General features: G+C 66.9%; 38 protein-coding genes. 36 read left to right on the top strand and 2 right to left on the bottom strand.

Features of this window, described 5'->3' with window-relative positions:
- Window positions 1-5 precede the first annotated feature (5 nt).
- From ACZ6R6_RS40825 to ACZ6R6_RS40775, 11 genes are all read left to right on the top strand, one after another.
- A complete protein-coding gene (locus ACZ6R6_RS40825) occupies window positions 6-326 on the top strand; it encodes a hypothetical protein (RefSeq protein WP_470102301.1) in 321 nt (106 codons plus the stop codon).
- A complete protein-coding gene (locus tag ACZ6R6_RS40820; RefSeq protein ID WP_470102300.1) occupies window positions 319-729 on the top strand; it encodes a hypothetical protein in 411 nt (136 codons plus the stop codon). The genes ACZ6R6_RS40825 and ACZ6R6_RS40820 overlap by 8 nt, the downstream gene beginning before the upstream one ends.
- On the top strand, window positions 722-1078 hold the full coding sequence (locus ACZ6R6_RS40815; RefSeq protein WP_470102299.1) for a hypothetical protein: 357 nt from the start codon (window positions 722-724) through the stop codon (window positions 1076-1078). The genes ACZ6R6_RS40820 and ACZ6R6_RS40815 overlap by 8 nt, the downstream gene beginning before the upstream one ends.
- Entirely contained in the window at window positions 1075-1827 is a 753-nt protein-coding gene (locus ACZ6R6_RS40810; protein ID WP_470102298.1) for a hypothetical protein, read from the top strand. The genes ACZ6R6_RS40815 and ACZ6R6_RS40810 overlap by 4 nt, the downstream gene beginning before the upstream one ends.
- 324 nt (window positions 1828-2151) lie before the next feature.
- Window positions 2152-2952 carry a hypothetical protein gene (locus tag ACZ6R6_RS40805; protein ID WP_470102297.1) on the top strand — a complete coding sequence of 267 codons (801 nt, stop codon included), beginning with the start codon at window positions 2152-2154 and terminating at the stop codon, window positions 2950-2952.
- Window positions 2953-2961: 9 nt separating this feature from the next.
- Entirely contained in the window at window positions 2962-3123 is a 162-nt protein-coding gene (locus tag ACZ6R6_RS40800; RefSeq protein ID WP_470102296.1) for a hypothetical protein, read from the top strand.
- Window positions 3124-3224: 101 nt separating this feature from the next.
- On the top strand, window positions 3225-3455 hold the full coding sequence (locus tag ACZ6R6_RS40795) for a MerR family transcriptional regulator (protein ID WP_470102295.1): 231 nt from the start codon (window positions 3225-3227) through the stop codon (window positions 3453-3455).
- Between the two features lie 311 nt (window positions 3456-3766).
- The gene (locus ACZ6R6_RS40790) at window positions 3767-4063 is read left to right on the top strand and encodes a hypothetical protein (protein WP_470102294.1); all 297 of its coding nucleotides are present in this window, start codon (window positions 3767-3769) and stop codon (window positions 4061-4063) included.
- A gap of 52 nt (window positions 4064-4115) precedes the next feature.
- Window positions 4116-4574, top strand: coding sequence for a hypothetical protein (locus tag ACZ6R6_RS40785; RefSeq protein ID WP_470102293.1), 459 nt, complete (start codon window positions 4116-4118; stop codon window positions 4572-4574).
- 20 nt (window positions 4575-4594) lie between these two features.
- Window positions 4595-5542, top strand: a complete 948-nt coding sequence (locus ACZ6R6_RS40780; RefSeq protein ID WP_470102292.1) for a hypothetical protein — start codon at window positions 4595-4597, stop codon at window positions 5540-5542.
- Window positions 5543-5554: 12 nt separating this feature from the next.
- Window positions 5555-5890, top strand: coding sequence for a hypothetical protein (locus tag ACZ6R6_RS40775; RefSeq protein WP_470102291.1), 336 nt, complete (start codon window positions 5555-5557; stop codon window positions 5888-5890).
- Window positions 5891-6264: 374 nt separating this feature from the next.
- Here ACZ6R6_RS40775 and ACZ6R6_RS40770 read toward each other — a convergent pair whose 3' ends face one another.
- On the bottom strand, window positions 6265-6612 hold the full coding sequence (locus ACZ6R6_RS40770; RefSeq protein WP_470102290.1) for an HIRAN domain-containing protein: 348 nt from the start codon (window positions 6610-6612) through the stop codon (window positions 6265-6267).
- Window positions 6613-6782: 170 nt separating this feature from the next.
- On the opposite strand from ACZ6R6_RS40770, the gene ACZ6R6_RS40765 reads away from it, so the two are divergent.
- The 17 genes from ACZ6R6_RS40765 (at window position 6783) to ACZ6R6_RS40685 (ending at window position 17456) form a co-directional block, all read left to right on the top strand.
- Complete coding sequence (locus ACZ6R6_RS40765) at window positions 6783-7280, top strand: phage terminase small subunit P27 family (RefSeq protein ID WP_470102289.1); 498 nt, start codon at window positions 6783-6785, stop codon at window positions 7278-7280.
- Window positions 7255-8994: a terminase large subunit gene (locus ACZ6R6_RS40760; RefSeq protein ID WP_470102288.1), complete on the top strand. Its 1740-nt coding sequence runs from the start codon at window positions 7255-7257 to the stop codon at window positions 8992-8994. The genes ACZ6R6_RS40765 and ACZ6R6_RS40760 overlap by 26 nt, the downstream gene beginning before the upstream one ends.
- A 9-nt stretch (window positions 8995-9003) precedes the next feature.
- A complete protein-coding gene (locus ACZ6R6_RS40755) occupies window positions 9004-10413 on the top strand; it encodes a phage portal protein (protein ID WP_470102287.1) in 1410 nt (469 codons plus the stop codon).
- Between the two features lie 17 nt (window positions 10414-10430).
- Entirely contained in the window at window positions 10431-11360 is a 930-nt protein-coding gene (locus ACZ6R6_RS40750) for a VG15 protein (RefSeq protein WP_470102286.1), read from the top strand.
- Window positions 11361-11438: 78 nt separating this feature from the next.
- Entirely contained in the window at window positions 11439-11969 is a 531-nt protein-coding gene (locus ACZ6R6_RS40745; protein WP_470102285.1) for a hypothetical protein, read from the top strand.
- A 57-nt stretch (window positions 11970-12026) separates the two neighbouring features.
- Window positions 12027-12971 carry a phage major capsid protein gene (locus ACZ6R6_RS40740; protein ID WP_470102284.1) on the top strand — a complete coding sequence of 315 codons (945 nt, stop codon included), beginning with the start codon at window positions 12027-12029 and terminating at the stop codon, window positions 12969-12971.
- 30 nt (window positions 12972-13001) lie between these two features.
- Window positions 13002-13412 (top strand): hypothetical protein, encoded by a 411-nt coding sequence (locus ACZ6R6_RS40735; protein WP_470102283.1) that lies wholly within the window; start codon window positions 13002-13004, stop codon window positions 13410-13412.
- A 9-nt stretch (window positions 13413-13421) separates the two neighbouring features.
- The gene (locus tag ACZ6R6_RS40730; protein WP_470102282.1) at window positions 13422-13658 is read left to right on the top strand and encodes a hypothetical protein; all 237 of its coding nucleotides are present in this window, start codon (window positions 13422-13424) and stop codon (window positions 13656-13658) included.
- 18 nt (window positions 13659-13676) lie between these two features.
- Complete coding sequence (locus tag ACZ6R6_RS40725) at window positions 13677-14261, top strand: hypothetical protein (RefSeq protein ID WP_470102281.1); 585 nt, start codon at window positions 13677-13679, stop codon at window positions 14259-14261.
- Window positions 14258-14659 carry a DUF6093 family protein gene (locus ACZ6R6_RS40720; protein ID WP_470102280.1) on the top strand — a complete coding sequence of 134 codons (402 nt, stop codon included), beginning with the start codon at window positions 14258-14260 and terminating at the stop codon, window positions 14657-14659. The genes ACZ6R6_RS40725 and ACZ6R6_RS40720 overlap by 4 nt, the downstream gene beginning before the upstream one ends.
- A gap of 3 nt (window positions 14660-14662) precedes the next feature.
- Entirely contained in the window at window positions 14663-15049 is a 387-nt protein-coding gene (locus ACZ6R6_RS40715; protein ID WP_470102279.1) for a hypothetical protein, read from the top strand.
- Window positions 15050-15072: 23 nt separating this feature from the next.
- A complete protein-coding gene (locus ACZ6R6_RS40710; protein ID WP_470102278.1) occupies window positions 15073-15456 on the top strand; it encodes a hypothetical protein in 384 nt (127 codons plus the stop codon).
- Between the two features lie 67 nt (window positions 15457-15523).
- Complete coding sequence (locus ACZ6R6_RS40705; RefSeq protein WP_470102277.1) at window positions 15524-15856, top strand: hypothetical protein; 333 nt, start codon at window positions 15524-15526, stop codon at window positions 15854-15856.
- Complete coding sequence (locus ACZ6R6_RS40700; protein ID WP_470102276.1) at window positions 15856-16059, top strand: hypothetical protein; 204 nt, start codon at window positions 15856-15858, stop codon at window positions 16057-16059. The genes ACZ6R6_RS40705 and ACZ6R6_RS40700 overlap by 1 nt, the downstream gene beginning before the upstream one ends.
- Before the next feature lie 3 nt (window positions 16060-16062).
- The gene (locus ACZ6R6_RS40695; protein ID WP_470102275.1) at window positions 16063-16545 is read left to right on the top strand and encodes a phage tail tube protein; all 483 of its coding nucleotides are present in this window, start codon (window positions 16063-16065) and stop codon (window positions 16543-16545) included.
- Window positions 16546-17091 carry a hypothetical protein gene (locus ACZ6R6_RS40690; protein ID WP_470102274.1) on the top strand — a complete coding sequence of 182 codons (546 nt, stop codon included), beginning with the start codon at window positions 16546-16548 and terminating at the stop codon, window positions 17089-17091.
- A gap of 53 nt (window positions 17092-17144) precedes the next feature.
- Window positions 17145-17456: a hypothetical protein gene (locus tag ACZ6R6_RS40685; protein WP_470102273.1), complete on the top strand. Its 312-nt coding sequence runs from the start codon at window positions 17145-17147 to the stop codon at window positions 17454-17456.
- Here the strand turns inward: ACZ6R6_RS40685 and ACZ6R6_RS40680 are convergent.
- Entirely contained in the window at window positions 17453-17758 is a 306-nt protein-coding gene (locus tag ACZ6R6_RS40680) for a hypothetical protein (RefSeq protein ID WP_470102272.1), read from the bottom strand. The two genes, ACZ6R6_RS40685 and ACZ6R6_RS40680, sit on opposite strands and share 4 nt — an antisense overlap.
- Before the next feature lie 102 nt (window positions 17759-17860).
- Here ACZ6R6_RS40680 and ACZ6R6_RS40675 point away from each other — a divergent pair, with 102 nt between their 5' ends.
- The 8 genes from ACZ6R6_RS40675 to ACZ6R6_RS40640 all read left to right on the top strand — a co-directional run bounded on the left by ACZ6R6_RS40675 (window position 17861) and on the right by ACZ6R6_RS40640 (window position 26507).
- Window positions 17861-21250 carry a hypothetical protein gene (locus ACZ6R6_RS40675; protein WP_470102271.1) on the top strand — a complete coding sequence of 1130 codons (3390 nt, stop codon included), beginning with the start codon at window positions 17861-17863 and terminating at the stop codon, window positions 21248-21250.
- Window positions 21251-21321: 71 nt separating this feature from the next.
- Window positions 21322-21549 carry a hypothetical protein gene (locus ACZ6R6_RS40670; protein WP_470102270.1) on the top strand — a complete coding sequence of 76 codons (228 nt, stop codon included), beginning with the start codon at window positions 21322-21324 and terminating at the stop codon, window positions 21547-21549.
- A gap of 2 nt (window positions 21550-21551) precedes the next feature.
- On the top strand, window positions 21552-22019 hold the full coding sequence (locus tag ACZ6R6_RS40665) for a hypothetical protein (RefSeq protein WP_470102269.1): 468 nt from the start codon (window positions 21552-21554) through the stop codon (window positions 22017-22019).
- A gap of 58 nt (window positions 22020-22077) precedes the next feature.
- Window positions 22078-22524 carry a hypothetical protein gene (locus ACZ6R6_RS40660; RefSeq protein ID WP_470102268.1) on the top strand — a complete coding sequence of 149 codons (447 nt, stop codon included), beginning with the start codon at window positions 22078-22080 and terminating at the stop codon, window positions 22522-22524.
- Window positions 22524-23195 carry a hypothetical protein gene (locus ACZ6R6_RS40655; protein ID WP_470102267.1) on the top strand — a complete coding sequence of 224 codons (672 nt, stop codon included), beginning with the start codon at window positions 22524-22526 and terminating at the stop codon, window positions 23193-23195. Before ACZ6R6_RS40660 ends, ACZ6R6_RS40655 begins: the two co-directional genes overlap by 1 nt.
- A 114-nt stretch (window positions 23196-23309) precedes the next feature.
- Window positions 23310-24290 carry a phage distal tail protein gene (locus ACZ6R6_RS40650; protein WP_470102349.1) on the top strand — a complete coding sequence of 327 codons (981 nt, stop codon included), beginning with the start codon at window positions 23310-23312 and terminating at the stop codon, window positions 24288-24290.
- A 29-nt stretch (window positions 24291-24319) separates the two neighbouring features.
- Window positions 24320-26122 carry a hypothetical protein gene (locus tag ACZ6R6_RS40645; protein WP_470102266.1) on the top strand — a complete coding sequence of 601 codons (1803 nt, stop codon included), beginning with the start codon at window positions 24320-24322 and terminating at the stop codon, window positions 26120-26122.
- Window positions 26115-26507, top strand: a complete 393-nt coding sequence (locus tag ACZ6R6_RS40640; protein WP_470102265.1) for a hypothetical protein — start codon at window positions 26115-26117, stop codon at window positions 26505-26507. The genes ACZ6R6_RS40645 and ACZ6R6_RS40640 overlap by 8 nt, the downstream gene beginning before the upstream one ends.
- Window positions 26508-26645: the final 138 nt, after the last annotated feature.

The following is a 26645-nucleotide window of genomic DNA, read 5'->3' as shown; positions in this document are numbered from 1 at the left end:
CGCCGATGTTCACCAGTGGAGTGTTCAACCACATCCGGGAGCGACTGCTCCGCGACTGGGCCGAGCGGGACACCACGCCCCGCATCGAGCCCGTGGACCCGCCCGCCGAGGTACTCGCCGCCGCGTCTGCCCCGCCCGCAGACCGGGCCCCGGTCGAGGTGTACGACGAGGTCGGGATCCTCCTCTATCACCGCCCCCTCGCCGGCTACCACGCTCAGGAGACCGGCCACGAGCTCGCTGTCCTTGATGACCTTGCTGACCGCATCGCTGACGGCATGTCCCCGCTCGCGGCAGCCCGAGCCTGTTTCGGGGGCCCCGGTGTCTGACCCCTCCTCCCTGCCGGCGGAAGCGCCGCGCGAGATCCCCGAGCCTGAGGTTCGCGTCACCCGCTACGAGGTGTCGTGCCTGCCCGAGGGCGGCATCGACGCCGACGCGTACACGCTGACCGTGGAGTACCGGGGAGGCGGCCTGTGGGCTGTCAAAACCAGGGGTGCATGCCTGAACGCTGACGGCGTCAAGTCGTGGGGCCACCACTGGGAGGACGGCCGCGAACCCGTCACCGGCGAGGAGCTGCGCGCCCATGAGGCGAGCCGTCAGGCGTGGCTCGACGCGCACCGCTTCGACGAGGAGACCGCACTCCAGATCGCCCGCAAGGCTGCCCCGACCATGACCTGCATGGGCCACACGGTGGCTGACGCTCTCCGAGACCGAAAGGCCCGTGATGTCTGACCCCACGATCCCAGCGGAAGCCGTACAGGCCACCGCAGACGCGCTGATGCATCACGACCAGGACGTGTGCGGCTACGGCTACTTCGAGGGTGACCGCGAGTCGGCCGAGTCGATTGCAAGAGTCGCCCTGGAGGCTGCTGCCCCGTTCATCGCCGAGCAGGCCCGCCGAGAGGAGCGCGCCCGCATTGTCGCTCATCTCCGCGAACTCGCGAAGTGGGAGATGAACGGCGGCTTCGTCAACCTCTTCGCCTTCATCGGGCGACACGAGCGGCTGGAGCACATCGAGCCGACACATCTGTCCATGGCGTTCCGGCTACTCGCCGACGAGATCGAGGGAGGCAACCAGTGACCCCCGAGCGTGTGATCGAGGTCGCCATTGGCCTGTACGACGGCCCCCGAACAGGCAAGGACGCGCCTCCCACCATGGTCAGCGCCGTCCTGACTGCTCTCACAGAGCAGGGCTACGCCATCGTCTCCGCTGAGGACCTCCGCAAGGCATGCGCCCCGACCGACAAGGCCGAGTTCATCGCTTGGGCGTCGGACATGTTCCGCGACCTGGGTAAGGCGGTCGTGGACCGCGAGGACCTCGATGTAGCCATCGCCTACGCGGCGCGCGATCAGGATGGTCAGCGCAGCCCGCGCGTTGCTCGTCTCCGCGCTGTCCTCTCAGGTACGGCCCCGAACCCCTCAGAGCCGCCCCAGGACGCCCAGACTGCCGGTGATGGGATCAACGGACGATCCGACACCCCGGACGCCTCTACGGGCACCTCAGGCGCCCGCGCTGGTGACCTCCGCCGCCGCTACATCGATGCGCTCGTTGACGCAGGCTGGTGGCCAAGACCAGACCATGACGTGAAACGGATCATCGACGCGATCCTGTCCGTTCAAGACAGCGAGATAGCTGGCCTCCGCTCCAATCTGGAGACCGCCCGTGCCGCCCTTGACCGCGTCCGGGACCTCCACCACGTCCACTCCTGCGCCGCCGACGGGCACGCCCTCACCCGCACCCCCACGCCGTGCGTCAACGACGGCGTCTGCTCCTGCGGCTCAACCCGCTGCCCGACCCTCGCTGCTCTCGACACCCCGGAGGAGCCGTGACCAACCCTGACGGTGTTCTCGCCGCGATCGACGCCTGCCTCTCGGACTACTCGGTCAGTCCGGACGCCATGAGGTGGGCTCCAGACCAGCCAGACCCGGCACCAGAGGACGGCCTGGCCCTGTGGGGCCAATACATCACCGGGGAACGCCTCTACAGGACCACAGCGCCGCCCTACCGGTTTGTGGTCAGGCACGGAGATTCGCCGCTGTTTGATCGCTGAGAACGCGAAAGCGGCTCCCCGCGCCACACGGAGAGCCGCCCACTATCGCCGCACGAGACCTGTCCTGGTCTGCCCGTAAGAGTACGAGATCGGGGAGACCACCATGCCTTACGACGACATGCGCCCATGCGCCCGTGACATCCACTGTGCTGACCGGCAGATCGTCATCGACGACGGTCGCCGCATCATCGAGCCGGCTTGGACCTACCGTCCGTTCTGCGACCTCGACCGGCAACACCTCATCACCTGCATCGAAGCGCTCCCCGGCCAGTACGTGGACCTCTACCGCAAGCTCCCGCCCGCCGGCAGCGGCGGGCAGCGCGTGTCCGGCTCCCGCACCCCGCCCATCCCCATGGTCCTCAACGTCGAAGCGCTCATGCGGGAAGTCGTCCACGTCGTCTGCTCCTGGGCGGAAGTCGTCGGCCACGTCGCGAACCTCTCCACCACCGACGGGCCGCGGCGGGCCGGCACAGCCCTCAACGAGGCATCCAAAGCGCTGGCCATCCACGTAGACGCTCTCCTCGCCCTCGGCACATGGTCCGTCACCCGCTACATGGACATCCACAAAGCCGCAGACCTGCCCGCAGGAACGATCGGCTGGGTCCACCCGCACGCCGGCTACGTCGAAGCGATCGTCGACCTCGACGGCCCCGCCGCCGGCATGGAACTCCTCGACCTGCACGCCAAATGCCGATCCGTCCTCGGCCTCACGAAGAAGCGGGAAATCCTCACGATTCCCTGCCACGAATGCGGCCACGCCGCCCTTCACCGGGAGGAAACCTCCCAGGGCATGGAGGACGGGGCGACGTGCGGAAACTGCCGAACCGAATACACCGGCGAACAGTGGAAACTCCTGCGCGACATCGTCTACGGCGAGCAAATTGCCGCGCGTAAAGCCGGATGACATGGGATAATGGGCAGCATTGTGATTACATCCCCTCCCATCTCAGCCGATCTGACGCCATGCGCTGACGGCTATGTGGTGATCCCGCACGTCCTCACCATTCACGTCCCGCAAGCCGCTTTCGGCCTCACGGTCGCTGAGTTCTTCGGCCTCGACGAAACGCCGCGCTGACCTGCAAGTAGCCGAGATCACCGGACTTGTGTAACGTGAGTGCCAGCAGAACACGTATGCCCTCGATCCTCACAGGTCGGGGGCCTTCGTCGTATTCGGGGGTGATCCCGTTGCTCATCACCCGAGATGACGGCCTCATCGACTCCGACCAAGCTGCGGAACTGGCCAACGTCAAACCCGGCGTGATTCGTATCTGGGTCCACCGAGGCAAACTCGCCGTCGCCCTACGCGAGGACGGACGCAACCTGTTCAACCCCGCTGCCGTCGCCGCCGCGGAGTTCGCCACCCACCGCAAGGCCGGCCGCCGAACCGATCGCCTCCGCGCTGCCTGAACCCCACAGACGCGCACCCCTGGCGGAGGTGCGCCGCTCCAGAGGCCGGCCCCCTGCCGCCTCTGTGAGCCCCCCGAGATGCGGTCCGGCCCACCACGCGGGGGGTCGCGAGTAGGGCCGGGCCGCACCTCCCACACGCTCGGGCGGGCCGTTTGACTCTGCGGCCGACGTCCCGCCCGCACCACCCTGGGAGGCCGGCGTGCACCTACGCCACCGCTGGACCCCCATCGAGATCATCGGCCGCGTGATCACCTCACGCTGCCGTATCTGCGGAAAGACCCGCACCCGCGTCGCCTAACCCTGGAGCCCACTTGCCCACCACGCCGTACCTGACCGTTGAGATCCGCCACGACCCCGCGCACTGGACGTCACCGCCGTATCGACGCTTCAAGGAGTGGGCCGCCGCGGAGGGCATCCCGGAGGAGTCGGGCCACTACCTCGAAGTGTGGGACGAGTCGCCAGTCCGCGCGGTGCTGGACGTGTACGACCTCGACGGCAACGGCGACAAGATCGACGACGGCAACGGCGGCTACCTCACCCACCCCGTCACCTACACCGCCTCCACACTGCCTCCCGTTCAAGGGCAGATCGTCGGCGGCGCCCGCTAACCGCACCTGATCGAGGCCCCGCGGCCTCCAACTCTCACCAGAGGAGGCCGCGATGGCCGACGGCGTGTTCAACATCAGTCTCGGCGCGATCAAGTACTACGCCGGCCTGCCGGCCGCCAACGACGCCCTGATCGTCGTCCTGCTCAAGAGCAGCGGCCTGGAAGCGGATGCGACGCTACGCGACCACGACACCCTGTCGGCGCTGCTGGCCGCCACCAACGACGAAGCCGATGCCACGAACTACACCCGCAAGACGCTGAGCAGCGTCACCGTGACAGTCGACGACACGAACAACCGGGTCGACATCGACGCCGACGACCTCGCCTACACCAGCCTCGGCGGCGCCTCCAACAACACGCTGAGCAAGCTCATCGTCTGCTACGACCCCGACACCACCGGCGGAGACGACACCAGCATCATCCCGCTGACGTTCCACGACATCACGCTCACCACCGACGGCAACACGGTCAACGTCACCATCCCGTCCGGCGGATTCGCCCGCGCCGCCTAACCGGCTGACGGGAGCGCATCGTGGCCGACCGGCACAATCTGTGCATTAACCCGGCACTCACCGTCAACACCACCGGCTGGGGCGGCGGATCCACGCCAACCCGCAACGACGTCACCGGCCTCGGTTTCGCCCGGACCTGGGCGGCCCTCTACAGCAGCGGCACGTTCATGGCCTCCGCGGCGACCGCATCAGGCGCCGTCGCCGTCGGCTCCGCCTACACGCTGTCGGTGTACCTGCGGCCCACAAGCAGCGCCGGCGGCACCATCTACGTGGAGTGGATCAACGGCGGGGGTGGAGGCTTCGGCTACCCCACCGCCTCCTACAGCGTCGCAGCCGGCACAGTAGGACGAGCCAGCATCACCGCCGTCGCCCCAACCACCGCCGTCGCCTGCCGGATCATCCTGGACGGCGTCAACTACGGCGCCAACAACTGCAACATCACAATGGTCCTCATCGAGCAGGCCGGCAGTCTCGACACTTACTTCGACGGCGACACCACCCCGGGCGGATCCTGGGACGGCACCCCGGGCAACTCGGCGTCCACCCTGACCAGCGGGCAAACCATCACCATCGGCCAGGCCACAGAGACCGACACCGGCCGGGCCCTGACCACCGCCCGAACCGCGCTCCTTGGCCGCGCCACAGAAACCGGCACTGGCCGAGCGCTGACGCTCACCAAATCCATCGTCCTGGGCCGCGCTGTAGAGGCCGACACCGCGCAGCCCCTGACAACCCGCACCACCCTCATCGTCACCCCCACGCGAGCCTCAGAAGCCGACACAGCCCGCCCGATGGCCATCACCAAGACCATCGCGCTCGGCAGAGCAACAGAGACGGACACCGCTCGGCGCCTTACCGTCACAGGCGGAGCGACTGTCGACACCGGAGGCACTCTCGGCGGGGCGCTCACCACACCTCGCCTCGGCGGCACCCTCACCACTCCAGCCCTTGGCGGCCGGCTCACCTGACAGGAGGCGGCCATGGCACAGCTCGTCAACGTCGCCCTGATGCAGGGAGACGAGACCTCCCGCACGTGGCAGCTCACCTCAGACGGCGAACCCCTCAACCTCACCAGCGTCACCGTGACCGCCATCATCAAGGCCACCCCACACGTGGACGACGATGACGCCGCAGCGATCCACCGCACCGAAGCCGACGGCATCACCATCACGAACCCAGCACAGGGTGAGGTGACCATCGCCATCCCCACCACCGTCACCCAGTACCCAGGCGCCTGGTACTACAAGATCCTGCGCGAGATAGATGGCGACACCCAGGTAGCAGTGCACGGGTGGATCACCATCACGGACACCTGATGCCGCGCAAGGCTCAGACCCCATGCCCCCGCGCAGGATGCGATCAGCTCACCGATGGTGGCCCATGCGTTGCACACAGGCGTCAGGCTGAGAAGCAGCGAGGCAGCGCATCCCAACGTGGCTATGGCCATGCTCACCGCACCCTGTTCAGAGACGCAGTGCTGGCCAAGGACCCCGTGTGCACCATCCCCACATGTGGAGAGCCCAGCACACACGCCGACCATCATCCGCTCTCACGCAAGCAACTCATAGCTCAAGGACTCGACCCCAACGATCCACGGTATGGACGTGGCCTATGTGCCTCATGCCATGGCAGGGAGACGCAGGCCAACCCCGGTCAGCGTGGAGGATGGAACGCAGGCTAGGTCCCTTCCTCAGCGGTGCTTCATCTTGGTTAGCTTCAGCTCTTCCTCATCCCTAGCAGCAAGGATGATCAGGTACGGGGTGAAGTCCTCCGCACCACCTACATACACGGCGTTGAACGCACGCCCCGCATCCATCTGTGGTGCGAGCTTGGACGCCAGCCCCTTCGGCAAGTAGCCGAGAGGAATCGGCTCCACGCCCTCACTCGATACGACGCCGAGCACGAGCACAGCATTGGTGTCGTAGATGTTGTTCATGTCACGACGTAAGACCAGCTCACTACCAGGCTTGACATGCTTGACCTTGTCGCCCTTGTACTTGGCGCCCCTCAGCTTGACCGCTGTGTATTCGACATGCATGCCGCAGAGCAAAGCAGCACGAGGCCGGCACGTCAGGCGAATCGGACTCTCGCCCTAGCGTAGGGGTGGGGTATGCCCCCTATGTCCGATTCGTAGTGGACCGAGGGGGAGGCTTCCGCGTGGTGCCGCACTCAAACGACTTTGCGCGATGACCGAGAGTGAGGTCCCTCATGGCTGATGCCGGCAGGAAGCGGCCCCCGCTCGCGGTTGTCCGCGAGGGCAACCCGGGCAAACGGCCTGTTGAGATGGGCGTGATCCTTCCAGCCGCTGAGCTGGAGGAGCCGAACTGGCAGGACACCTTCCCGACCGTCTCGGACAAGTCGCAGCAGGCGTTGAACCGCCGCGCGCGTGAAGTCGCGCGCAGGGAGTGGCGTTGCGTCGTCCCCGTCCTGAAGCATTCGGCCGGCCTCGCCGCGGTGGACGCGAACCTGCTCACCGACTACTGCGTGTGCGTCGCCCGTATCGACCAGTGCGAGCGTGACCTGTCGACCCGCGGTCTCCTGGTGGAGGGGGAGCGTGGCTGGCAGAAGAACGGCGCTACGACCATCGTCAGCCAGTACCGAGCCCAGTTGAAGGTCTACATCCGGGAGCTGGGGCTCTCGCCGTCGGCGCGGGCGGGCCTGAAGCCCCCGGGGGATAGCGATGACGGAGATGACGTCTTCGACTGAGGCGCTGCCGGTTCCGCTGGAGGCGCTGGTCGAGCTCGGCATGACCGCTGAGCAGATCGACGAGGCGCTGGAGTCCCGGCCCCTGACGGTGGCGTTCCAGGCGGACCGTCAGCCGGGCGCGTACTTCGATGTCACTCGCGTCCAGAAGGCGTTGCGGGCGCTGGCGCAGTTCAAGCACACGAAAGGCCGATGGGCTGGCAAGCCCATCAAGCTCGGCCAGGGGCTCGCCCCGTGGCAGGTCGTGTGGATCCTCGCGCCGGTGTTCGGCTGGGTCCACTTTGACGAGGAAGTCGACGACGTTGTCCGGGTCATCCGGGCGGTGTGGGTCGAGGTCCCTCGCAAGAACGGCAAGTCGACGATCTCCTCAGGCATCGGCAACGTGCTACTTCTCGCGGACGGCGAGGCCGGGCCTGAGGTGTATGCCGCGGCCGGCAGCAAGGAGCAGGCGGGGCGCGTCTTCGAGGATGCGAAGCGCATGTGTCTCACCTCGCGGGCGGCACGCTCGCGCGTGGAGGCGCTCGCGGGCGTGATCCGGGCGCCGAAGTCCGCAGGCATCTTTCGCGCCTTGTCGAAGGTCGCCGAGACCGCGCACGGCCTCAACGTCAGCGGTGCCGTTGTCGATGAGGTGCACGTCCACAAGAAGCGCGACCTCATCGACGCGATCGAGACCGGCACGGGTGCCCGAGCCCAACCGCTGATCATCTTCATCACGACAGCGGACGAGGCGACCGAGGGATCGATCTACGACGAGAAGCACTCCTACACCGAGAAGGTCGCGGACAACGTCGTCGAGGACCCCAGCCACTACGGGGTGATCTGGGCGGCTGAGGAGACCGACGACCCGTTCGATGAGGCCACGTGGCGCAAAGCCAACCCGGGCCTCGGGACGTCACCGACCGTCTCCTACATCCGCAAGGAAGCCAACAAGGCCAAGACGACCCCGAGCTACTTCCCCACGTTCTGCCGGCTGCATCTGAACCGGCGGATGCGCGGCGAGTCCCGCCTGATCGACCTGCGCACGTGGGACGCGACCGCGGGCATCGTCGACCTAGCCGCTCTCAAAGGGCGGCGGGCGTGGGGTGGCCTGGACCTGTCAGCCGTCTCCGACCTCACCTCCTGGTGGCTGGGCATCGAGTCCACCCAGCCGGGCATTGAGCTGGAGTTCTTCTGGCGGTTCTGGGTGCCGGGCGACCGCGTCGAGGATCTGGAGCGACAACTCCAGGTGCCGCTGACCCGGTGGATCGGCGAAGGCTGGATCACCGCGACGGAGGGCGACGTCATCGACTACGCCGCCGTCCAAGAGCAGGTGATGGCCGACTGCAAGACGTTGGACGTGCAGCGCATCGGCTACGACCGGATGTTCGCCGGCCAGATGGTCCAAGACATCGACGCCGGCCTGAAGGGTGTTGAGGTCGCGCCGATCGCGCAGACGTTCCTCGGCCACTCCCCATCCATCAAGGAGCTACAGCGGCTGCTTGGCAAGTCCGGCGACCAGGAAGGGCCCGCCCGCATCAAGCAGGGCGGCAACCCAGTGGCCCGGTGGATGGCCCGCGTCGTCGAGGTCAAAGACGACGGCAACGACAACTACCGGCTCGTCAAACCGCAGCGCAACACCTCCCAAGCCCGCATCGACGGCATCGCCGCATGCGTGACCGGACTGGACGGGTACGTGCGCCGGCCGAAGAAGAAGACCAGACGAGTCGTCGGATTCTAGGGGGTCAGCGTGGCAATCGAGCTTCCCCCGGAGTCGCCGGAGTGGTGGGTGCGCAGGCTGCATAAGCAGCTCGCCGACCGCCAGACAGACTTGGACCTGCTGGAGCGGTACTACTGCGGAGACCATCCGCTGCCGCATCTGCATGAGAAGGCCCGGGATCCGTTCCGGCGGATGCTGAAGATGTCACGATCGAACTACTGCCAGCTGGTAGTAGACGCCGCGGCCGGCCGGACGGAGATCGGCGGGTTCCGCACCTCTGACCCTGAAGGGGATGAGGCGGAGCGCGGCGACGATGAGGCGTGGCGCATCTGGCAGGCCAACCACCTGGACGCCGACTCCGACTTGGTGTTCACCGAGGCGTACAAGCTGGGGCACGCCTACATGCTGGTCGAGCCGAACAAGAACGACCCGTCTACGCCGATCATCACGCCGGAGCACCCCTCCCAGGTGATCGTCGAATACCGGCCGGGCTCCCGGCGGATTCGCGCCGTAGGCATGAAGGAGTGGCTGGATGACTGGACTGGCCTTCGGATGGCCACCCTGTATCTGCCGGATCGGATCTACACCTACTCGGCGCCGGACCAGCGTGGGATCCTTGAACCCAAGTGGACGTTGATCGAGAAGCTGACCGGGCCGAACCCTCTCAAAGAGGTGCCGCTGGTCGAGTTCGCCAACCGGCCGTCCATGCTGAAGCCGCCGGCGTCGGAGATCACGGGCATCGTCGACATTCAGAATCGGATCAACAAGACGCTCGCTGACCGGCTCATGGCCCAGGAATACGGTGCATTCAAGCAGAAATGGGTCACTGGGTTCGAAGTCCCATCCGATGAGAACGGCAACCCGGTCGAACCGTTCAAGGTCGCCGTGGACCGGATCCTCGTCGCGGAAGAGGCCGACACGACATTCGGCGAGTTCAGCGCCACTGACCTCAAGCCCTACCTTGAGGCCGCACGGGACGACATCACCGACATTGCCGCGATCACCTCGACTCCGCCGCACTATCTACTGGGCGACATGGTCAACCTGTCCGCGGAAGCGCTGAAGGCCGCCGAAGCTGGTCTGGTGGCGAAGGTCCGCAACCGCATGCGGCACCTGGGCGAAGCGACTGAGGAGACCATGCGGCTCGCCTTGAAGGCCGCCGGATCCGGCCGGAGCGCTGACATGGCCTCCGAGGTCGTGTGGCGCAACCCGGAGTTCAGGACCGAAGGCGAACTGGTTGACGCCTTGCTGAAGATGAAGACGCTCAACGTCCCCGAAGAGGCGCTGTGGGAGCGGTGGGGCGCCAGCCCGCAGGAGATCAAGCGCTGGAAGAAGATCCGCGACGAGCGAGAGGAGCAGGCCGCAGCCCGCATCATGGGCGGCGACCTCGCCTCGCTCACCGGGCCCAAGCCCGACGACGCATCTGAGTCTGCGGCGTAGCCGTGTCGCTGGAGTCAGTGACCGCCATTCACTACAAGGCGCAGCAGGGCATTGCCCGGGAGACCGCCACGCAGGCACAGGAGCTGTGGCGACAGGTCGAACCGGGGTCCGTCGTCGACTCGTGGATGAGCGTGCTGGCCGAGGTAGTGGCGCTGCTCACCATGGGGCAGGTCGCCGCGGCCCGGCTGGCGATGCCGTACCTGAGGCAGGTGTCGGCGGAGCAGGGCGGATCAACGCGCCTGCCTGGCGTGGTGCAGCCTGCGACGTTCGCCGGGCTTGCCGCGGATGGCCGGGATCTGGCGTCACTGCTGATGCAACCCGCGCTGCTGGTGCTGCGGCTCCTCGCCGCTGGGGTCGACAGCCGGCAGGCGCTCACCTCCGGGCTGGCGTCCCTGACCCGGATCGTCGCCACTGAGGTGCCCGACGCCGGCCGTACCGCGGTCGGCGCCGGGGTGGTCGCCAACCGCGCGTTCGTGACGTACGTGCGGATGCTGACGCTCCCGTCGTGCGGCAGGTGCGTCGTCCTGGCCGGCCGAGAGTACTCATGGAGCGAGGGGTTCGCCCGGCACCCGCAGTGCGATTGCTATCACCTGCCGATCCACAGGGACAGCCCAGAGCAGTTGCTCGTGCAGTCCCCGGCCGAGGTGTTCGCCGCCATGACCCCCGAGCAGCAGAACCGGGCGTTCACCAACGCGGGCGCGGAAGCGATCCGCGACGGCGCTGACATCGGCCAGGTCGTCAATGCTCGCCGCGGCATGCAGACCGCAAGTGGCCGGCTGGTCACCACGGAAGGCACGACCCGCCGCGGGGTGGCCGGACGCCGCGCTGGCACCACCTCGCGCCGCCGCTCTGCTGTACGGCCGATGCCTGAGCAGATCTACGCCGACGCCGCCGGAGACCGCGACGAGGCGATCAGGTTGCTCAAGCGCTTCGGATACATCGCATAGACGTCCCGCTGGGCGAGAGGCCCGCGGGGTTGCCCGCCACGGCGTGATGCCGGGCGGACCACTGGAAGGACAGCCCTCATGGCTGACGACGACACCACGATCGACACCGGCATCGAGGGCGAGACGCCCGAGGTCGAGGTCGATGAACTGGCAGGACTCCGGTCCGCCCTCGCGAAGGAGCGCACTGCCAGCAAGACGCTGGAAAAGGAAGCCAAGCGGGCGAGGGCTCTCGAAGCAGAGTTGGCGAAGGTTCGCGAGGCGAACCAGACCGAGGCCGAGAAAGCGCTGACCAAAGCCCGAGAAGAAGCCTCCGCGCAGGCGCGCAACGAGGTTCTTTCCACGGTTGGACAGCGGCTTGTGAAGGCTGAATTCAAGGCCGAAGCGGCAGGCAAGGTCCGCGACATCGACGGCCTGCTCGAAGACCTGAACCTCGGCAAGTTCCTCACCGAGGACGGCGAGCCCGACAGCAAGGCGATCAAGGCTGCGGTTGCCCGTTACGCCAAAGTCGCGCCGGCGGAGCAGACGCCGCCGTTCAACGGCGGACCACGCAAGACCGCCGAGACCACCGACATGAACTCGCTCATCCGGCAGAAGGCCGGCCTGGGCTGAACCACGGCCGCACCCGGCACGCCGCGGGGCTGCGGATCGATTAGCAGGAGGTAACCCGTGGCGTACAACAACCTGACCAGCCGTACCGATGCGGCGGCGCTCATTCCCGAGGAAGTCTCCAAGGAGATGCTCGGCAAGGCGACCGAGTCCAGCGCGGTGCTGCAGCTGTTCAAGAAGGTTCCGGTGGGCCGGGCGCAGGTCCGCTTCCCCGTGCTCAGCGCTCTGCCCACCGCCTACTTCGTGGCCGGCGACACCGGGCTGAAGCAGACGACTGAGATCAACTGGACCAACAAGTACCTCAACATCGAGGAAATCGCCACGATCATGCCGGTCCCGGACAATGTCCTGGCCGACGTGGACGCCAACATCTGGGACGAGGCCATGCCTCTCCTCGTCGAGGCGTTCGGCCGCGTCCTGGACGCAGCCGTGTTCTTCGGCACCAACGCGCCGTCCTCGTGGCCGACCTACGTCCACTCGGCCATCACCGCCGCCGGCAACAACGTCACCGAGGGCTCCGCCGCCACCGCGGGCGGCTTCTACAACGACGTCGACAAGCTGTATGAGAAGGTCGAGTCCGACGGCTACGAAGTGACTGGCTTCGTCGGCGCGACCTCCGTCAAGTCCAAGCTCCGCATGGCCCGCGACTCGCAGGGCCGCAAGCTGGACGAGCAGCGCGTCGCCGGCAACCTGATGACCCTCGACGGTCTGCCGATCGCCTACCCGATGCGCGGCATGTTCGCCACGTCCTCGGGCTCGCCGCGGCTGTTCGCCGGCGACTGGTCGCAGTTCGTCGTGGGCGTCCGGCAGGACATCACGATGAAGATCCTCGACCAGGCCGTCATCCAGGACAACACCGGCGCCATTGTCTACAACCTCGCCCAGCAGGACATGACCGCCATCCGCCTGACCTTCCGCGTGGGCTGGCAGGTCGCCAACACCATCAACAACGACCAGCCCACCGAGGCCGACCGCTACCCGGCGGCTGCGCTCAACCTCGCCTGACCTGCGTAAAGGAAGAGAGGAAACGAGATCATGGCGGATACTGCTCCTTACGTCCGTGTCATCGAGCTCCCGGTCCCCGCGGTGTCGACCGCGAACGCCAGCGACGACACGATCGTCGGCCAGGCGCCGTTCAACTGCACCGTCACGGCGGTGGAGTACGTGCCGGAGGCCGCGATCACGGGCGCTGCGACCAACCACCGCACGTTCTCACTGGTCAACAAGGGCGCCACCGGTTCGGCCTCGACGACCGTCGCCACCCTGGCTTTCGACTCCGGTTCGGTGACCGCGTCGGCCAACAACGAGAAGGCCATCACCCTGTCGGGTACGGCCGCGAACCTCAATCTGGACGAGGACGACACCCTGCTGTGGCGGTCGGTCGCGGTTGGTACTGGCATCACCGACCCGGGTGGCCTGGTCCGTATCACTGTGACTCGCCGGTAGGAGGCAGCCGTGACCACCAGGAACGACCCGAAGAAGGACACCCCGGAGACCAAGGCTGCGGCAGAGGTCCAGCACGCCATGGACCGAGAGACCGAGCAGGGATTCCGCGGCGTCGAGGTCGACGACACCCCCAACTCGGCCTACACCGTCGCCGGCGTCGTAGCTGGCGAGCCCACCCCGGAAACCGACGTCGAACTGTCCCGTAAACGGCGCGCGGAGCTCGACGAGCGCTCCGGCCGCTTCTAGCCCTGAGGGGAGGCCGGTGTGAGCTACATGGACGGCCCGCCGCTTGCCACACCGGCTGACCTGGCAGCGTTCCTCCAGCGCGACGTCGACTCGGCTCACGCCGAGGTGGCGCTACGGATCGCATCCGGGTTGATCCGGAGCTACACGGGTCAGCGGATCACGTTCACCGCCGCCGCCACATACGTCCTGGACGGCGGCGGCCGTACCGTGCGGCTTCCACAGCGCCCGGTCGTGGTGGACGACGACCACCCGATGACCGTGGTGGAGCTGGAGGAGTACGGCAACGGCCAACTGACGGTCAGGGAGCATTTCACCTACACGCGGCACCGGGATGAGCTGCGGCGCCGCTGTGGCTGGTGGCGGCCCCGTGTGCAGGTGACCTACTCCCACGGCTACACGTCCGTCCCTGACGACATCGTGGGCGTCGTGCTGGACCTAGCGTGCCGGTCGATGACCAACCCGGCCGGACTCCGGTCAGTGGCCATCGACGACTACACGCGGACGTACGCCACGGAGACGCTCGGCGCCGGCGCGCTCACCGACGCCAACAAAGCGGCCCTGTCCAGCTACCGGCGGGGCGCAACCTCGCTGAGGCTGTCGTGAGCGACCCGGTCCTGGAGACGGCGCTCGCTGACGGCCGGCGGGAGGCGTTGGTCCTGATGCGGGACACCTGCACGGTGGAGCGCAAGTCCGGCGACCCGGTGTTCGACGAGGACACCGGCCAGTACGTGCAGGCGTGGGCCCCGGTCCACGCGGGCCCGTGCCGAATCAAGCCGCGCTCTCACAGTGAGGCCGAGTTCGGGGAGCGGGAAGTCACCTTGCACTCCTACATCGCGGTCCTGCCGTGGGATGTGACACCGGAGATCCACCGTGAGGACCGGCTGACCGTCACCGCCTCCGATGATGCGTGGCTGATCGGCCGGCCACTCGAAGTGATTGACGTCGGCTACGCCGGCACGGCCACAGCTCGCCGCCTAGTGGTCGAGGACAAAGCGGGGTGAGTCATGGCTGACATGCTCGATGCCTCTGAGCTTTTGGCGTTGTCTGCCCTAATCGACGATGCTGCCGACCGAGCAGCCCAAGGCGCGTTTCCGCTTGTCAAGGAGCATGCGCTGAAGCTGCAGGACAGGTGGAGGGACAACGCCAAGGAGACTGCCCGGCGGCACGGCAAGCACTACCCGCGCAGCATCACCGCTGAGCAGATCTTCGCCTCGTCTGCGGCGGAGTGGGAGATCGGCCCGGACCGGGCATTCAGGCAGGGATCGATGGGCCGCGGCTTCGAGTACGGCTCCGCTAACCAGTCGCCTCACCTTGATGGGGCGCGGGCGACTGTGGCGACCGAGCCGGAGTTCAACGCCGCAGTGGACGCGTTCGCGAGGTCGCTGCTGTGACTGAGCCTCTAGAGTCCAGGCCCTTGGTGAACGCCCTGCTGACCATGCTTCGGACCGCTGTCCCTGGGGTGGGCGTTCACTGGGCAGGCGCGCCCCAGGGGGCCGCCCTGCCGTACGTGGTGCTGTACCCCGACATCGGCATGGAGTCCGCTGCGGACCGATCCCTGTCCGACGATGTGCCGAATGATCTGCGCTACCAGGTGACCAGTGTCGGCAGCACCGCGGAGCAGGCGGCGTGGACGGCCGATAAGGTTGCCGCCGCGCTGCTTACTACCGTCCCGACCGTGGTTGGCCGCCGGGTGCGGCCGACCCGGCAGGAGGGCGCTCAGCCCGTCCGGCGGGACGATGAGTCCACGGCCCTGTGGATCGCGACCGCCCAGTACCTGACGCGCTCCGAGCGCGCCTGACCTAATCCCGTTCCCAGCCCGGCACCTGCGGTGTGCGGGCTTCTTGGCATGCCTGGAGGAGCCCGACATGGCTACCCGTACAGCTCAGGCGATCACTGTCGCCGGACTCAGCGCTACCTACCACGCCGCCACCGCCACGACCGGCGACAAGGTCAAGGCCGCGGCCCGCGCGTGGATCACCGTTAAGAACGGCGGCGGCAGCTCGACCAACGTCGTCCTGTCTGGCGTCGGCCAGACCAGCTATGGCGTCGACCTGCCCGACAAGTCCTACACGGTCCCGGCTACCGGCGAGATGGACATCCCCATCGGACCCGAGTTCGGCGATCCGGCGGACGGCGGGCTGGCCACCTTCGTGTGCACACCGGCCACGTCGGTCACGTTCGCGGTGAGGCGCATCTGATGCCCCCCACCTTCATCAAGGTCCGCCACCGCGAAACCGGCGCCACCACGTTGCTCAGCCCGAACGCGCTGCCTCACTTCCCCGACTACGAAGCCGTCGCTGACGAGACGTCCGAGTCTCCCGCTGCTCCCGCCCAGGTCGAGCAGCCCCAGTCCAGCAAGCCCACCACCCGCCGCGTCCCGGCGGCCACGGAGAAGGAGTAACACGTGTCTGCCGACCTTTTGGGCGATGGCAACGTCAAAGTGACGTGGTGTCTGAACATCGCGAACATCTCAGCCCCGACCGCCGCGGAGCTCAACGCGGGCGTTGACTTGCAGGAGTACCTGACCAAGGACGGGCTCAACATTGAGCCGGACCAGTCCGCGGTCGACAACACGAAGCTGGCCAGCACCAGCGAGACCGAGGATGCGGGCACGACGAAGTTCAGCATTGACCTCACCTACGCGCGCAAGCAGGTGCTGGCCGAGGATGTCGCGTTCAACACGCTCGTTCCCGGCCAGCTCGGCTACCTCGCGGTTCGGCGCACCATGGCGCACGACACTGCGTGGGCGGCCGGCCAGGAAGCGGAGATCTATCCGGGGCGGTGCGGCAAGCGGCGCCGTCAGCCTCCGGTGCTGAACGAGAGCCAGCGGGTCATGGTAAAGCTGTTCAACCACGAGCCCGCCGACGACGAAGCGACGGTGGCGTAAGTGACCGAGACCCCCGAGCAGTACGTCGAGGACATCGACGAGTTCCTGGACGGCCTGAAGCTGCCCGAGGATGGCGTGCCGATCTGCATGCGCGGCGACCTCCAGGCCCGCTTCGAGGAGCTCGAACGGCAGTTAGAGACCGCCCGGCACAGGCCAGAGACCGACTCACTGGCCGGCGGCGGCGAGGCCCGGCGGATAGCCGAGGAGATCGAGGCACTTCGCCAGGAGATGCAGCGTCACGTCCGCGTGATCCTGCTGCGCGCCCTGCCCCGCAAGGAATGGTCGGACCTGGTCAAGGAGCATCCACCGCGCAAGCAAGACGCTCCGGCTGACCACAACCCGGAAACGTTCCCCGTCGCGGCTCTCGCTGCGTGCTCGGTGAAGCCGAAGATGAAGGCAGAGCAGGCGGGCCGCTTGGTGGACCGGGTGACGCAGGGACAGTGGACAGCCTTGTGGAACAAGATCCTGGAGCTGAACGGCGGGTCCGGTGAGGTCCCTTTCTCCGTAGCGTCCTCCGCGATTCTGTCCAGCACCAGGACGAGTTAGCGCTCGCCCGCGCCTACCAGATTCCCCGGTCCAAATTGTTGGGCCGGGAGCCGGTGTCCGTCACGACGTACGAGTACGACGACAGCACAGGCCGGCTGGTGCGGGCGATCACTCGTCGGGAGCCGGAGTGGCTGGAAGACGATCGGGACTGGGCGCTCGCTCAGCTACGTGAGGAAAACGGCCGATGCTCTGGCGGGTGCGGGTTCCCGCTGGATGAGACCACCAACCCAGCCAACGCCGGCCTCTACGAGGCGCCGCCGCCGGTCCGCTGTCAGGCGTGCGCCACGCTGGCGGCCCGCCAGGCAGAGCACAAGGAAGGCGTGGAGGGACTGATGTACCACGTCCGCGAGAAAGCCGTCAGCTAGTCGGAAGATATGGGCTGCTGGCGCCGCATATTGATGACGTTGGCGGCAAGGAACAAGACGGCGCCGATCCCGAGAAGGGTGAAAGCCGGGATACGGATGAGGCTCCGTAGATCCACGCAGGCCGACTCGCGGTCATTTGAAACGCCGCGCATCGAATCGGTTAGGTCTGAAACGAAGGCATCGCTGCTTCTCACAAACGCCGACCCGCAGTTGGCGCCTTGCGACGTGACCGGGATGAAGCCGATCAACGCGCCGGCGCCGATGAGGACGGCCGCGACGATGGCTAACGCCTTGAAGGTCATGAGGAACCCCTCCCTGTGATGGTCCCCGAGTCGTCGTGATGATGCCACGTTCACCGCCTCGCCAGCTTAAACAGATCAATTCGTGACCTTCGGGGGTGAGTCGTGGCTGACCGCACTGTAACGACCAGACTTCGTCTCGCCGTCACTGACTTCGTCGCTGGCACCACCACGGCCAAGCGCAGCATGAAAGACCTGAACAGGCAATTCGCTGAGACCGCTGGGTTCGCGCAGGGTTTCCGCAAGAAGCTCGAAAACGCCACCAAAGCCCTGCCGAAGATCGAGATTGACGCGAACTCCACCCCGGCCGAGGTCAAGATGGCTCAGGTCCGCGCCGAGATGGAGAAGCTCAGCGAGAAGACGATCGGTGTGGACATCGACTCCACGTCTGCCTTGATCGAGATGAACCGGCTGCAAGGCGAGCTGCGAGAGCTGGAGAAGGGTGCCTCTTTCGAGGTACGCGCGGGCATCGCCCAGGCTCTTGGTGAGCTGCAGTCAGTGAACGCTGAGGTCAGCCGGTTAAATGGCCAAGAGGCCCGCGTCCATGTGGACGCGGACGTGGCCGGCGCCTTGTCGGGGATCGCCATGGTGAACAGCGCATTGTCTGCGTTGCCCGCCGTCGCGTCGCTCGGACTTGGCGTGGGAGCTCTCGGCGGCGCGTTCGTCGCCGCCGGGGCGGGCGCTGCGTCCTTCGCCTCGGTTGCGGTGCCGTCGCTGACCCGCATCAATGAAGGACTCGCCGAGCAGGAGAAAGTGGCGCTGAAGGCGCGCCGCGCCGCGGGTGAACTGACCCCGGTGTACAACGACCTGTCGCGGGCCGAGAAGGCTCTCGGCGCTGAGATGAAGAAGCTCAGCGAGGGGACAGAGGCGTGGCAGCGGGCGCTACAGCCTGAGGTGTTCCCGGTCCTGGTCTCGGGGATGGACCTGCTGTCGGCGGGCATGCTGAAGACCACGCCGCTGGTGAAGTCCTCGGCGGGCGCGTTCGGCCAGCTCGCCAGCGAAGCGAGAACGGCGCTGGATGGGCCGTTCTGGTCGAAGTTCCTCGACAACGTCAACACGAAGATCCCAACCGCGATCACCGGGCTTGGCCATGTCGGCGGGGACGTCTTTCACGGCCTGGCCGGCGTGATTCAGGCGTTCTTGCCATACGTCGATAACGTGGTGGAAAAGCTGGAATCCGGGTCGAGCAAGTTCGCCTCATGGGGGGAGAACCTCGGAGCATCGTCAGGGTTCCAGCAGTTCCTGCTGTACGTCCGCGAAAATGGGCCGGCCGTGGCGGAGACGCTGGGCAATCTGACGACGACGGCGGGCAGCTTGGCCCAGGCCGCCGCGCCGTTCGCGTCGTTGTCGGTGAGCGGGCTGAGCTTGCTGGCCGATGTGCTGGCGGGCATGTCGCCGGGCCAGATTCAGGGCGTGGCTATCGCTGTCGCCGCGGTGTACGGGGCGGTGAAGGTTGGGCAGGCGGTCAGCGCCGGCAGCGAAGCGCTAGGCGTCCTGCGGGACCGCATCAACGGCGTCGGCACCGCTTCGAACACGACCAAAACCAAGCTCGGTGGGATCGTGTCGTCCCTCGCGGCCGGCGGCCCGTGGGGTGTGGCGCTCGGCGCGGGCATCGGCGCCCTGGGCTTGTTCGCGGCCAGCCACGCCGAGGCTCAGCAGCGGGTCAGCGACCTGACCCAGGCTATCCAGGCTGACTCTGGCGCGCTCGGCGAGAACACCCGCGCCAAGGTCGCCAACACGTTGCAGACCAGCGGCGCCATGGAAACCGCCCGCAAGTACGGCATCTCGATGTCGACCCTCACAGATGCGGCGCTGGGCAATCAGTCCGCGCTGGCGGCGGTCAACGCGCAGCTTGCCAATCAAGGCAGCCAGGTCCTCGGGTTGCATCCGGCGGTGCGGTCGTTGAGCGATGCGAACAAGTATCTGACGGGCGACAGCTTGGCCCTGTGGAACCAACTCAACAGCACCAACAGTGAGATTGGGGAGGCTCGTCAGGCCGCTCAGAACCTCGCTGAGGCCATGGGCGGGGCCTCAGGCAAGACGGGCGCCTTGTCGACGGCTCAGAGCGGCTTGACGCAGAAGACGGCCGCGGCGCGGGAGGAGTTCGTACGGCAGTTGCCGAAGCTGATGGAGTTGGCTGGCAGCAACGCCAAAGCCAAAGAGGAGGTGCTCAAGCTGGCGGCGGCGTACGGCGTCTCCGAGGCGGATGCGAAGAAAGCGGCATCGGGCGCTAAGGGACTTCAGGAGGTCTTGAACGGTCTCCGGGACAAGACCGTCCGGATCTTCGTGAAGACGGAGTTTCAGGATGACTTGTCGAGGCAAGCCCTTCGGCAGGCCAACGCACGCGCCAATGGGGGCATTGCCCATCGGGACGGCCGTCCGGACTACATGGCTGCCGGCGGGATCCGGAACCTCGGGGCGAGTGCTCCGGCGATGATCGCCCGGCAGCCGTATCGGCTTTCGGGCCGCTCAGGTCCAGACGTGATCTTTGGTGAGGCCGGATGGGAGGCGTTCATCCCGCTCGACCGGTCCAAGCGGGGCCGCGGTCTGAAGATCCTGCGGGAAACCGCGGGAATGATGGGCATGGCGGTCGTCCCCGAGAAGATGGACGTCAACACTGGTGGCGGCAGCATGACCGGCGCGTCCGGCGGCCGTATGGATGAAGCGTCCGTCACGGTCACGGGGATCGAGGCGCTGAGGTCCAGCTTGAACACGACTGCGGTGTCCCTGACCACTCAGCTCGGCCAGGCGACCACCACCCTCGATGCGACGTTGGGGTCCGCCGGGTCGCTCACCTCGTCTCTGAACGGGGTGGGGGAGGTCACCGGGCATCTGGCTGATGAGGTGACCGGGTGGGGTGAGGTCATCTCCGTGGAGGTACCGCCACTCACTGAGGCGATCGAGACGCTAGGTGATCAACTGGCTGCGGCTGCGGAGAAAGCGAAGGGCGACTCCAAGGGCAACGGTGGGTCCAAGGGCGACGAGCGCAACCCCCGCAGCAAGAAGAGCAGCTCAAAGGGGAACAGCGGTAGCAAGGGCGACGAACGCAACCCGCGGGATAAGCAGAGCAACTCAAAGGGTGGCGGCAGTAAGGGGGATGAACGCAATCCCCGGGATAAGGCGGGCTCAAAGAGCAGCGGAAAGGCGCTGTCGGCCGTCAAATCCACGAAGCCAATCGGTGTGGCGATGTCCGCCACCAAGTCGACGAAGCCGCTTCAGAAGATCGGGATTGTCGGGGCCGTTGGAGGCAGCACCGGGGCGTCGGGCGGCACGAACTGGTCGAAGGTGTCCAAGCCGGTGCAGCAGCGGGGCCCGGCATGGGCTGCTGGTAGCGCCGCGTCAACGTACGGCGGCGATGTCTCACCCGGCGCCTCTGGCGGGTCGGGCGGGTCGGGCGGCCCGCTGTTCGTCGTGAACGGCCTACAGGTGCATGAGTCCGCGGACGTCGACATGTTCGCCGCCCGCGCGTCGATGCGTCTCGGTAACCGCGGCTGACCCATTCCACTCACGGCCCCGAACGGAACCCGTTCGGGGCCTTTTCCTTTCTAGATGAGAGGCGGTTCGGCGTGTCCGAATTTGATCCGGTCTCCGGGATCACCTACGGCGAATGGCTGCGGCGCAAGGGACTCCAGCACATCGCGGGTGGTCGCACGTGGGCTACCCGAGACGAGGTGCTCGTCGATACCCCGGCCCAGCGGACGGTGCGGGATCAGCTCGGCCACGAGGTGACCGAGCGGACCGACCCCGAGACCGGCCGGCAGCACCGTGACGTCACGATCAACCTGAGGGGCTGACCATGGCGATCACTCGTGACGGCCTGTACGTCTCCACCATCGTGGCTGCGCTGACCAACACGGTCGCGCTGGATCTGTCCAGCGCATCGGCGTTCAAGCTCGCCATGTTCACCGACAGCCTCACCCCGGACTTCTCGGCTGCATCCCCGGCGTACGGGACCGCGCCGTACAACGCCAACGAGGTGTCGGGGCCTGGCTACACAGCCGGCGGCATCGCCCTGTCCAGCGCGGTGTTCGAGGAGCTGTCCGGGTCACCGGGGACGGTGCGGTTCGACTTCGCGAACATCTCGTGGACGAGCAGCACGATCACCAACGCGAAGGGCGGCCTGGTCTACATCCCCGGCTTGTCGAACCGGGCGCTGTTGCTGAGGAGCTTCGGCCAGAACTACTCGACCGAGGACGGCACGTTCTCGATCAACGTCCACTCTGACGGCGCATTCAAGATCGGCCTACTCGGCCCCATTCTCTGACCTGATCGACCTGTCGCCCCTGCCGTGTGCGGGGGTTTTCGCATGAAAGGGGCCGATCATGGCTCGATACACCGCTGCCGTTGAGGGCGTGGCGTCCGGCACGTCCGCCAAGACGCTCCTGCAGGTGGTGGCCGGTACGCAGCGGCTCGGCGTGTACGCCGTCCGCGTGTCGTTCAAGGGAACGTCCAGTACGGCGGAGCCGGTGCGGATACGGCTGGTGCGGCAAACCACCGCGGGCACGAGCGGCGGCACCGCGACCGTCGGATCGGTGGACTCCTCAGGAGTCACTGCCACCGCGACGGCGAACATCACGTTCACCAGCACTGAGCCGACCTCTGGGGATCTGCTGTGGACGCAGGAGATCCACCCGCAGACCGGGTGGGCGGAGTACATTCCGTTGGGCGACGAGTTCGTGGTGCCGGCGTCGGGTCGTGTCGGGGTGACTGTGCTGGCCGCCGCCACCGTCAACGTGACCGCGCAACTGTACTGGCGCGAAGGCCACTGATGGCAGGGGCTACCAACAGCTTCGAGGGCGGCTCCGACACGGTCGCGATCAGCACAGGCAACTCTGGCGGCCTGTCGGGGACGGCGTTCTCAGCGGCGACCAACATCACCTACTCGACGACACAGGTCATGCACGGGGCCTTGTCCGGCAAGGTGCCCGCCAGTACCGACGGCTACGCTGAGCACACCCTGACTGGGACGGGTCTGCGGTATGCGCGGGCCTACGTGTACGTCGGCTCAACGACCTCGCTGCTGAAACTGATCCTGTCCGGTACCAACAACAGCTATCTGCTGCAGATGACTGGCACCACCACGACCTTGTTCGGCGAAGTGGCCGGGTCGTTCAACACGTTGGCAACCCATCCTGCGGGGTTCCTCAACCAGTGGATCCGCGCTGAGTTGCGGGGGACGAGCGACGCCGCCGGCGGCGCTGAGGCGCGTATCTACCTGGCTGATTCAGCGACGGCATCCGCGACGCTGACCGGCAGCGCCGCGCGTACTGGGGGCACGTGGACGACGGTCCGCTACGGCGGCTCAAACAACGGCGGCACGATCTGCTACCTCGACGATGTCGGCTGGTCAGATGTCGACTGGCTTGGGCCCTCTGCGGATTTCCTGCCGCGCACTGTCGTCGCTCCAAGGGCGGCTGTTCACCGCGCCTCACGCTGGTAGAGGGGGGACCCGGTGGCCCGTTACGGTCGCGCCTATCCTGCTCCGGCTCGGCAAGTAGGGCCGCCCTCCCGAGCTCGGCACCAAAGCGTCGACTTGAGCGTCCTGTCTTTGCAGGTGGAGTTTCCCGCCTTCACGGTGACCACTCCGGATGCGCAGGTCGACCTGGGTGTCCTCGCCTTACAGGCGGAGTTCCCGGCACTGACGATCGCCGCCCAGCGGTACCAAACCGTCGACCTGGGTGTCCTCGCCCTACAGGCGGAGTTTCCGGCGCTGACGGTGGTCACGCCGGTCCAGCCAGGTGACTCGCTCACTGCGGCCGGTCAGGTCGAGTGGAACGGCACCCTGTGGGGCGCGGGAACCAGCGTCGCCCTGCGCGGCATCGACGGGTGGCGATCCCGCCCCGGCATGGACAACCTCAACGTGGAGCGGCCATCTCGGCATGGCGCGTGGGGTGGCCGCAAACTCGCCCAGCAGCGCCTCGTCACGTTGAAACTGCAGGTCAACTCCCGATCCGACCCTGCCCTGATCGACGACCTACTCGATGATTTCGACGCGGTCACGGGTGTGGCCGACGACGAAACGGAACTGCCGCTGGTCGTCCGCCTGTACGGCTCGCCGCAACTGGCCTATGGGCAGATCGTCGACAAGGACATCCCGATCGAGGGTGACTACAACATCGGCATTGTCGATGTTGCCCTGCTGATCGCCTGCTCCGACTCCAGGCGCTACAGCCTGGATCGGTACGGCGTGACTATCCCGGTGGACGGCTCCGTCCAACTGTCCAACGCCGGCAACGCGGCCACTCACCCCGTGATCCGCATCGATGGCCCGGTAGTGGATCCGGTGCTGGACAACGCCACGACCGGCCGCACGCTGCAGTTGTCCATCACCGTCGCTGACGGCGACCGGCTGGAGATCGACACTGACGCTGGCACGATCGTCATCGGCGACGTCAACAAGATCTCCACTCTGACCGGCAGTTCAGCACCGGTGCAGGACTTCGTCCTCTCATCGGGCGCAAACGAGATCACTTACACCGCCACGTCCGGCGGCTCCGCTGGCGTGGACTTCCTTTGGCGCGACGCCTGGCTCTAATCCGCCCCTGACCTGCGAGAGGGGTGGGCATGCCTGCGTCGCTCCGGTCGGCTATCACCTCAACGATCGACGGCTCGTTCGGTAACGCCAACTCTCCCCTGGACGTGCAAGAAGGCGACCTGCTGATTGCCTGGCATACCGCGGACAGCGGCACCCTGGCCGACATGGTCATCTCCGGCGGTGGTGACTGGCGGCCACTGTCATCCCGGGCGGGCAGCAGCTGGGCGGGCACCGAGATCTGGACCCGCACCGCAACGGCCAATGAGCCAGGGATCTACGGCGTTGCTCAGGGGCCCGCTGCTGACGGCACGGTCATCATCGCGGCGATCAAGGACGCTGACGGTGCGGACATCACGGTGCTGTCAGCGGACGGGGTGACCGCTCCCGCGGCCACGCCGGCAGGCGCGTCCGGGTTGGAGCTGCGGTACGCCACCGGGGTCCCGCAGTTCCAAGACATCATCACCTGGACCGCGCCCAGTGGGTACGCGGTGACGCAGCGGCAGTCAGTGCCGTGGACGTCCAGCGGCCTGGCCGTGCGGTCGTTCTCGTCGTCGTCGCCCCTGGGCGCGCTGCCGCTGACGCCGTCGGCCAGCCTGTTCGTGTCACAGGCGTGGACGATCCTCGTCGGGTCGTCAGAGCCGACGCCTGAGCCCGAGACGCCGACGTATCCGCCGTTCGCCCCATCCCGGGGCAGCGCGCCTTATCAGTACTTCTTCCGTCGCCTGCTGGACGGTGTCCTGCTAGGGCAACTCGACCTCGCGGGCGTCAGCTTCGACAAGCGGATCGGCCAGGCCGGCGCGTTTCAGGCGACGATTCCGATCCCGTCGCGGCGCATCGCTGACCAGGTCGCCGCCATCATCCCCCGCACTCCGGCCGAGCTGTCGATCGGCCCAGGTGTGATCGTGTGTGACATCTGGCGGGACGGCGTGCCGTGGGGGGAGTACTGGATCACCGGGGCGCGGCCGGCGCGGTCTCGCCGCGGCACCCCGTCGATCCAGGTACGCGGATCCACGCTGGACGCCTACCTGCTGCACGTGGAGTTGCAGGCGGACCTGAACTATGTGCAACTCGATCAGTTGGACATCGCCCGCAGCCTGATCAGCCACATGCAGTCCCAGACCGGCGCGAATCTCGGCCTGACCCTGGAGGCTGGCACATCGGGGGTGCTGCGGGATCACCGCTACACCGCGGACGAGTCCACCTACGGCCAACGGCTGCAGGAGCTCGGCCAACTCGACAACGGCTTCGAGTGGATGATCAACATTGGAGTTGACGGCGGCGTGATCACCCGTGAGTGGGTGTACGGCTACCCCAAGCTCGGCCAGTCCACCCCGCAGCACGTGTTCGTTGACTCGCCGCACGGCGGCGACGTCCTGGAGTGGGCCGAGGAGATCGACGCGCTGCGTGGTGCTACGAGGTGGCGGGCCCGCGGCGCCACAGTGTCCGCTGATGCCTCCACCACCTCCACACCGCTGATCAGCACCGTCCACGAGGCGACCGCTCACCTGGCTGCCGGATGGCCGCGCCTGGACAAGACGATCAACCGCAGCTCGGTGACCGAGCTGCAGACCCTGGAGGACTACGCAGCCTACTGGGCGAGCGTGGCCGCGGGCGCGCTGCGGGTCGACTCGATCACCGTCGCCATCGGTGCCGAACCGAGCTTCACGCCCAACAGCTTGGGCGACACCGCACGGATCTTCCTCGGCAACGAATGGCACGAGCCTCATAGCAGGGTGCGCCGCATCATCGGCATGTCCATCACACCCCCTTCTCGCCAGGGCGGCAAAGAGGAAGCGCAACTGATCTTGGAGGGGCAGGAGGACGGTGGATAGATACCCCGGTGATCTCCTGGCGGAGGTCCGCAAACTCCAGGCCGACGTCGCCGAACTCCAAGCCCTGCTCGGCGCCCGGCCGGCGTCCACAGAGGCGTCCCAGGGGTGGGTGTTCACTGACATGGCCACACCACCCACCCCCGCCGCCGGCAAAACACACATCTACTCCCAGAGTGGCCGGCTGCGTGCCCGATCCACCATTGACGACGTGGTGCTGGTGGACATCCCGACCGGCACCGCTCCTGACGCGCTGGTCATATCGGTTAGCGGCGCGGTCGACGGTGAGGTCTCCAACGTCCCCGCCAGCTATGACGCCAACGCGATCAACACCAACCTCAGGGAGTTGGCCGAGAAGATCAACGAAGTGATCGCGGGCATGCCCTAACCCCCTTTGATCGTGTCGCCTGCGCTGGGAGATGCGCCCATAAGGGAGCGCAGGCGACACCCCGTGCCGCCCGTCGTGGCCCCGTGGCGGGCGGCACCCCCAACCCATCACGGCGACAGCCGTAGTTGCCCGACTCAA

The organism is Streptosporangium sp. NPDC048886, assembly GCF_055586905.1.
This window is presented reverse-complemented; position numbering and strand designations above follow the sequence as displayed.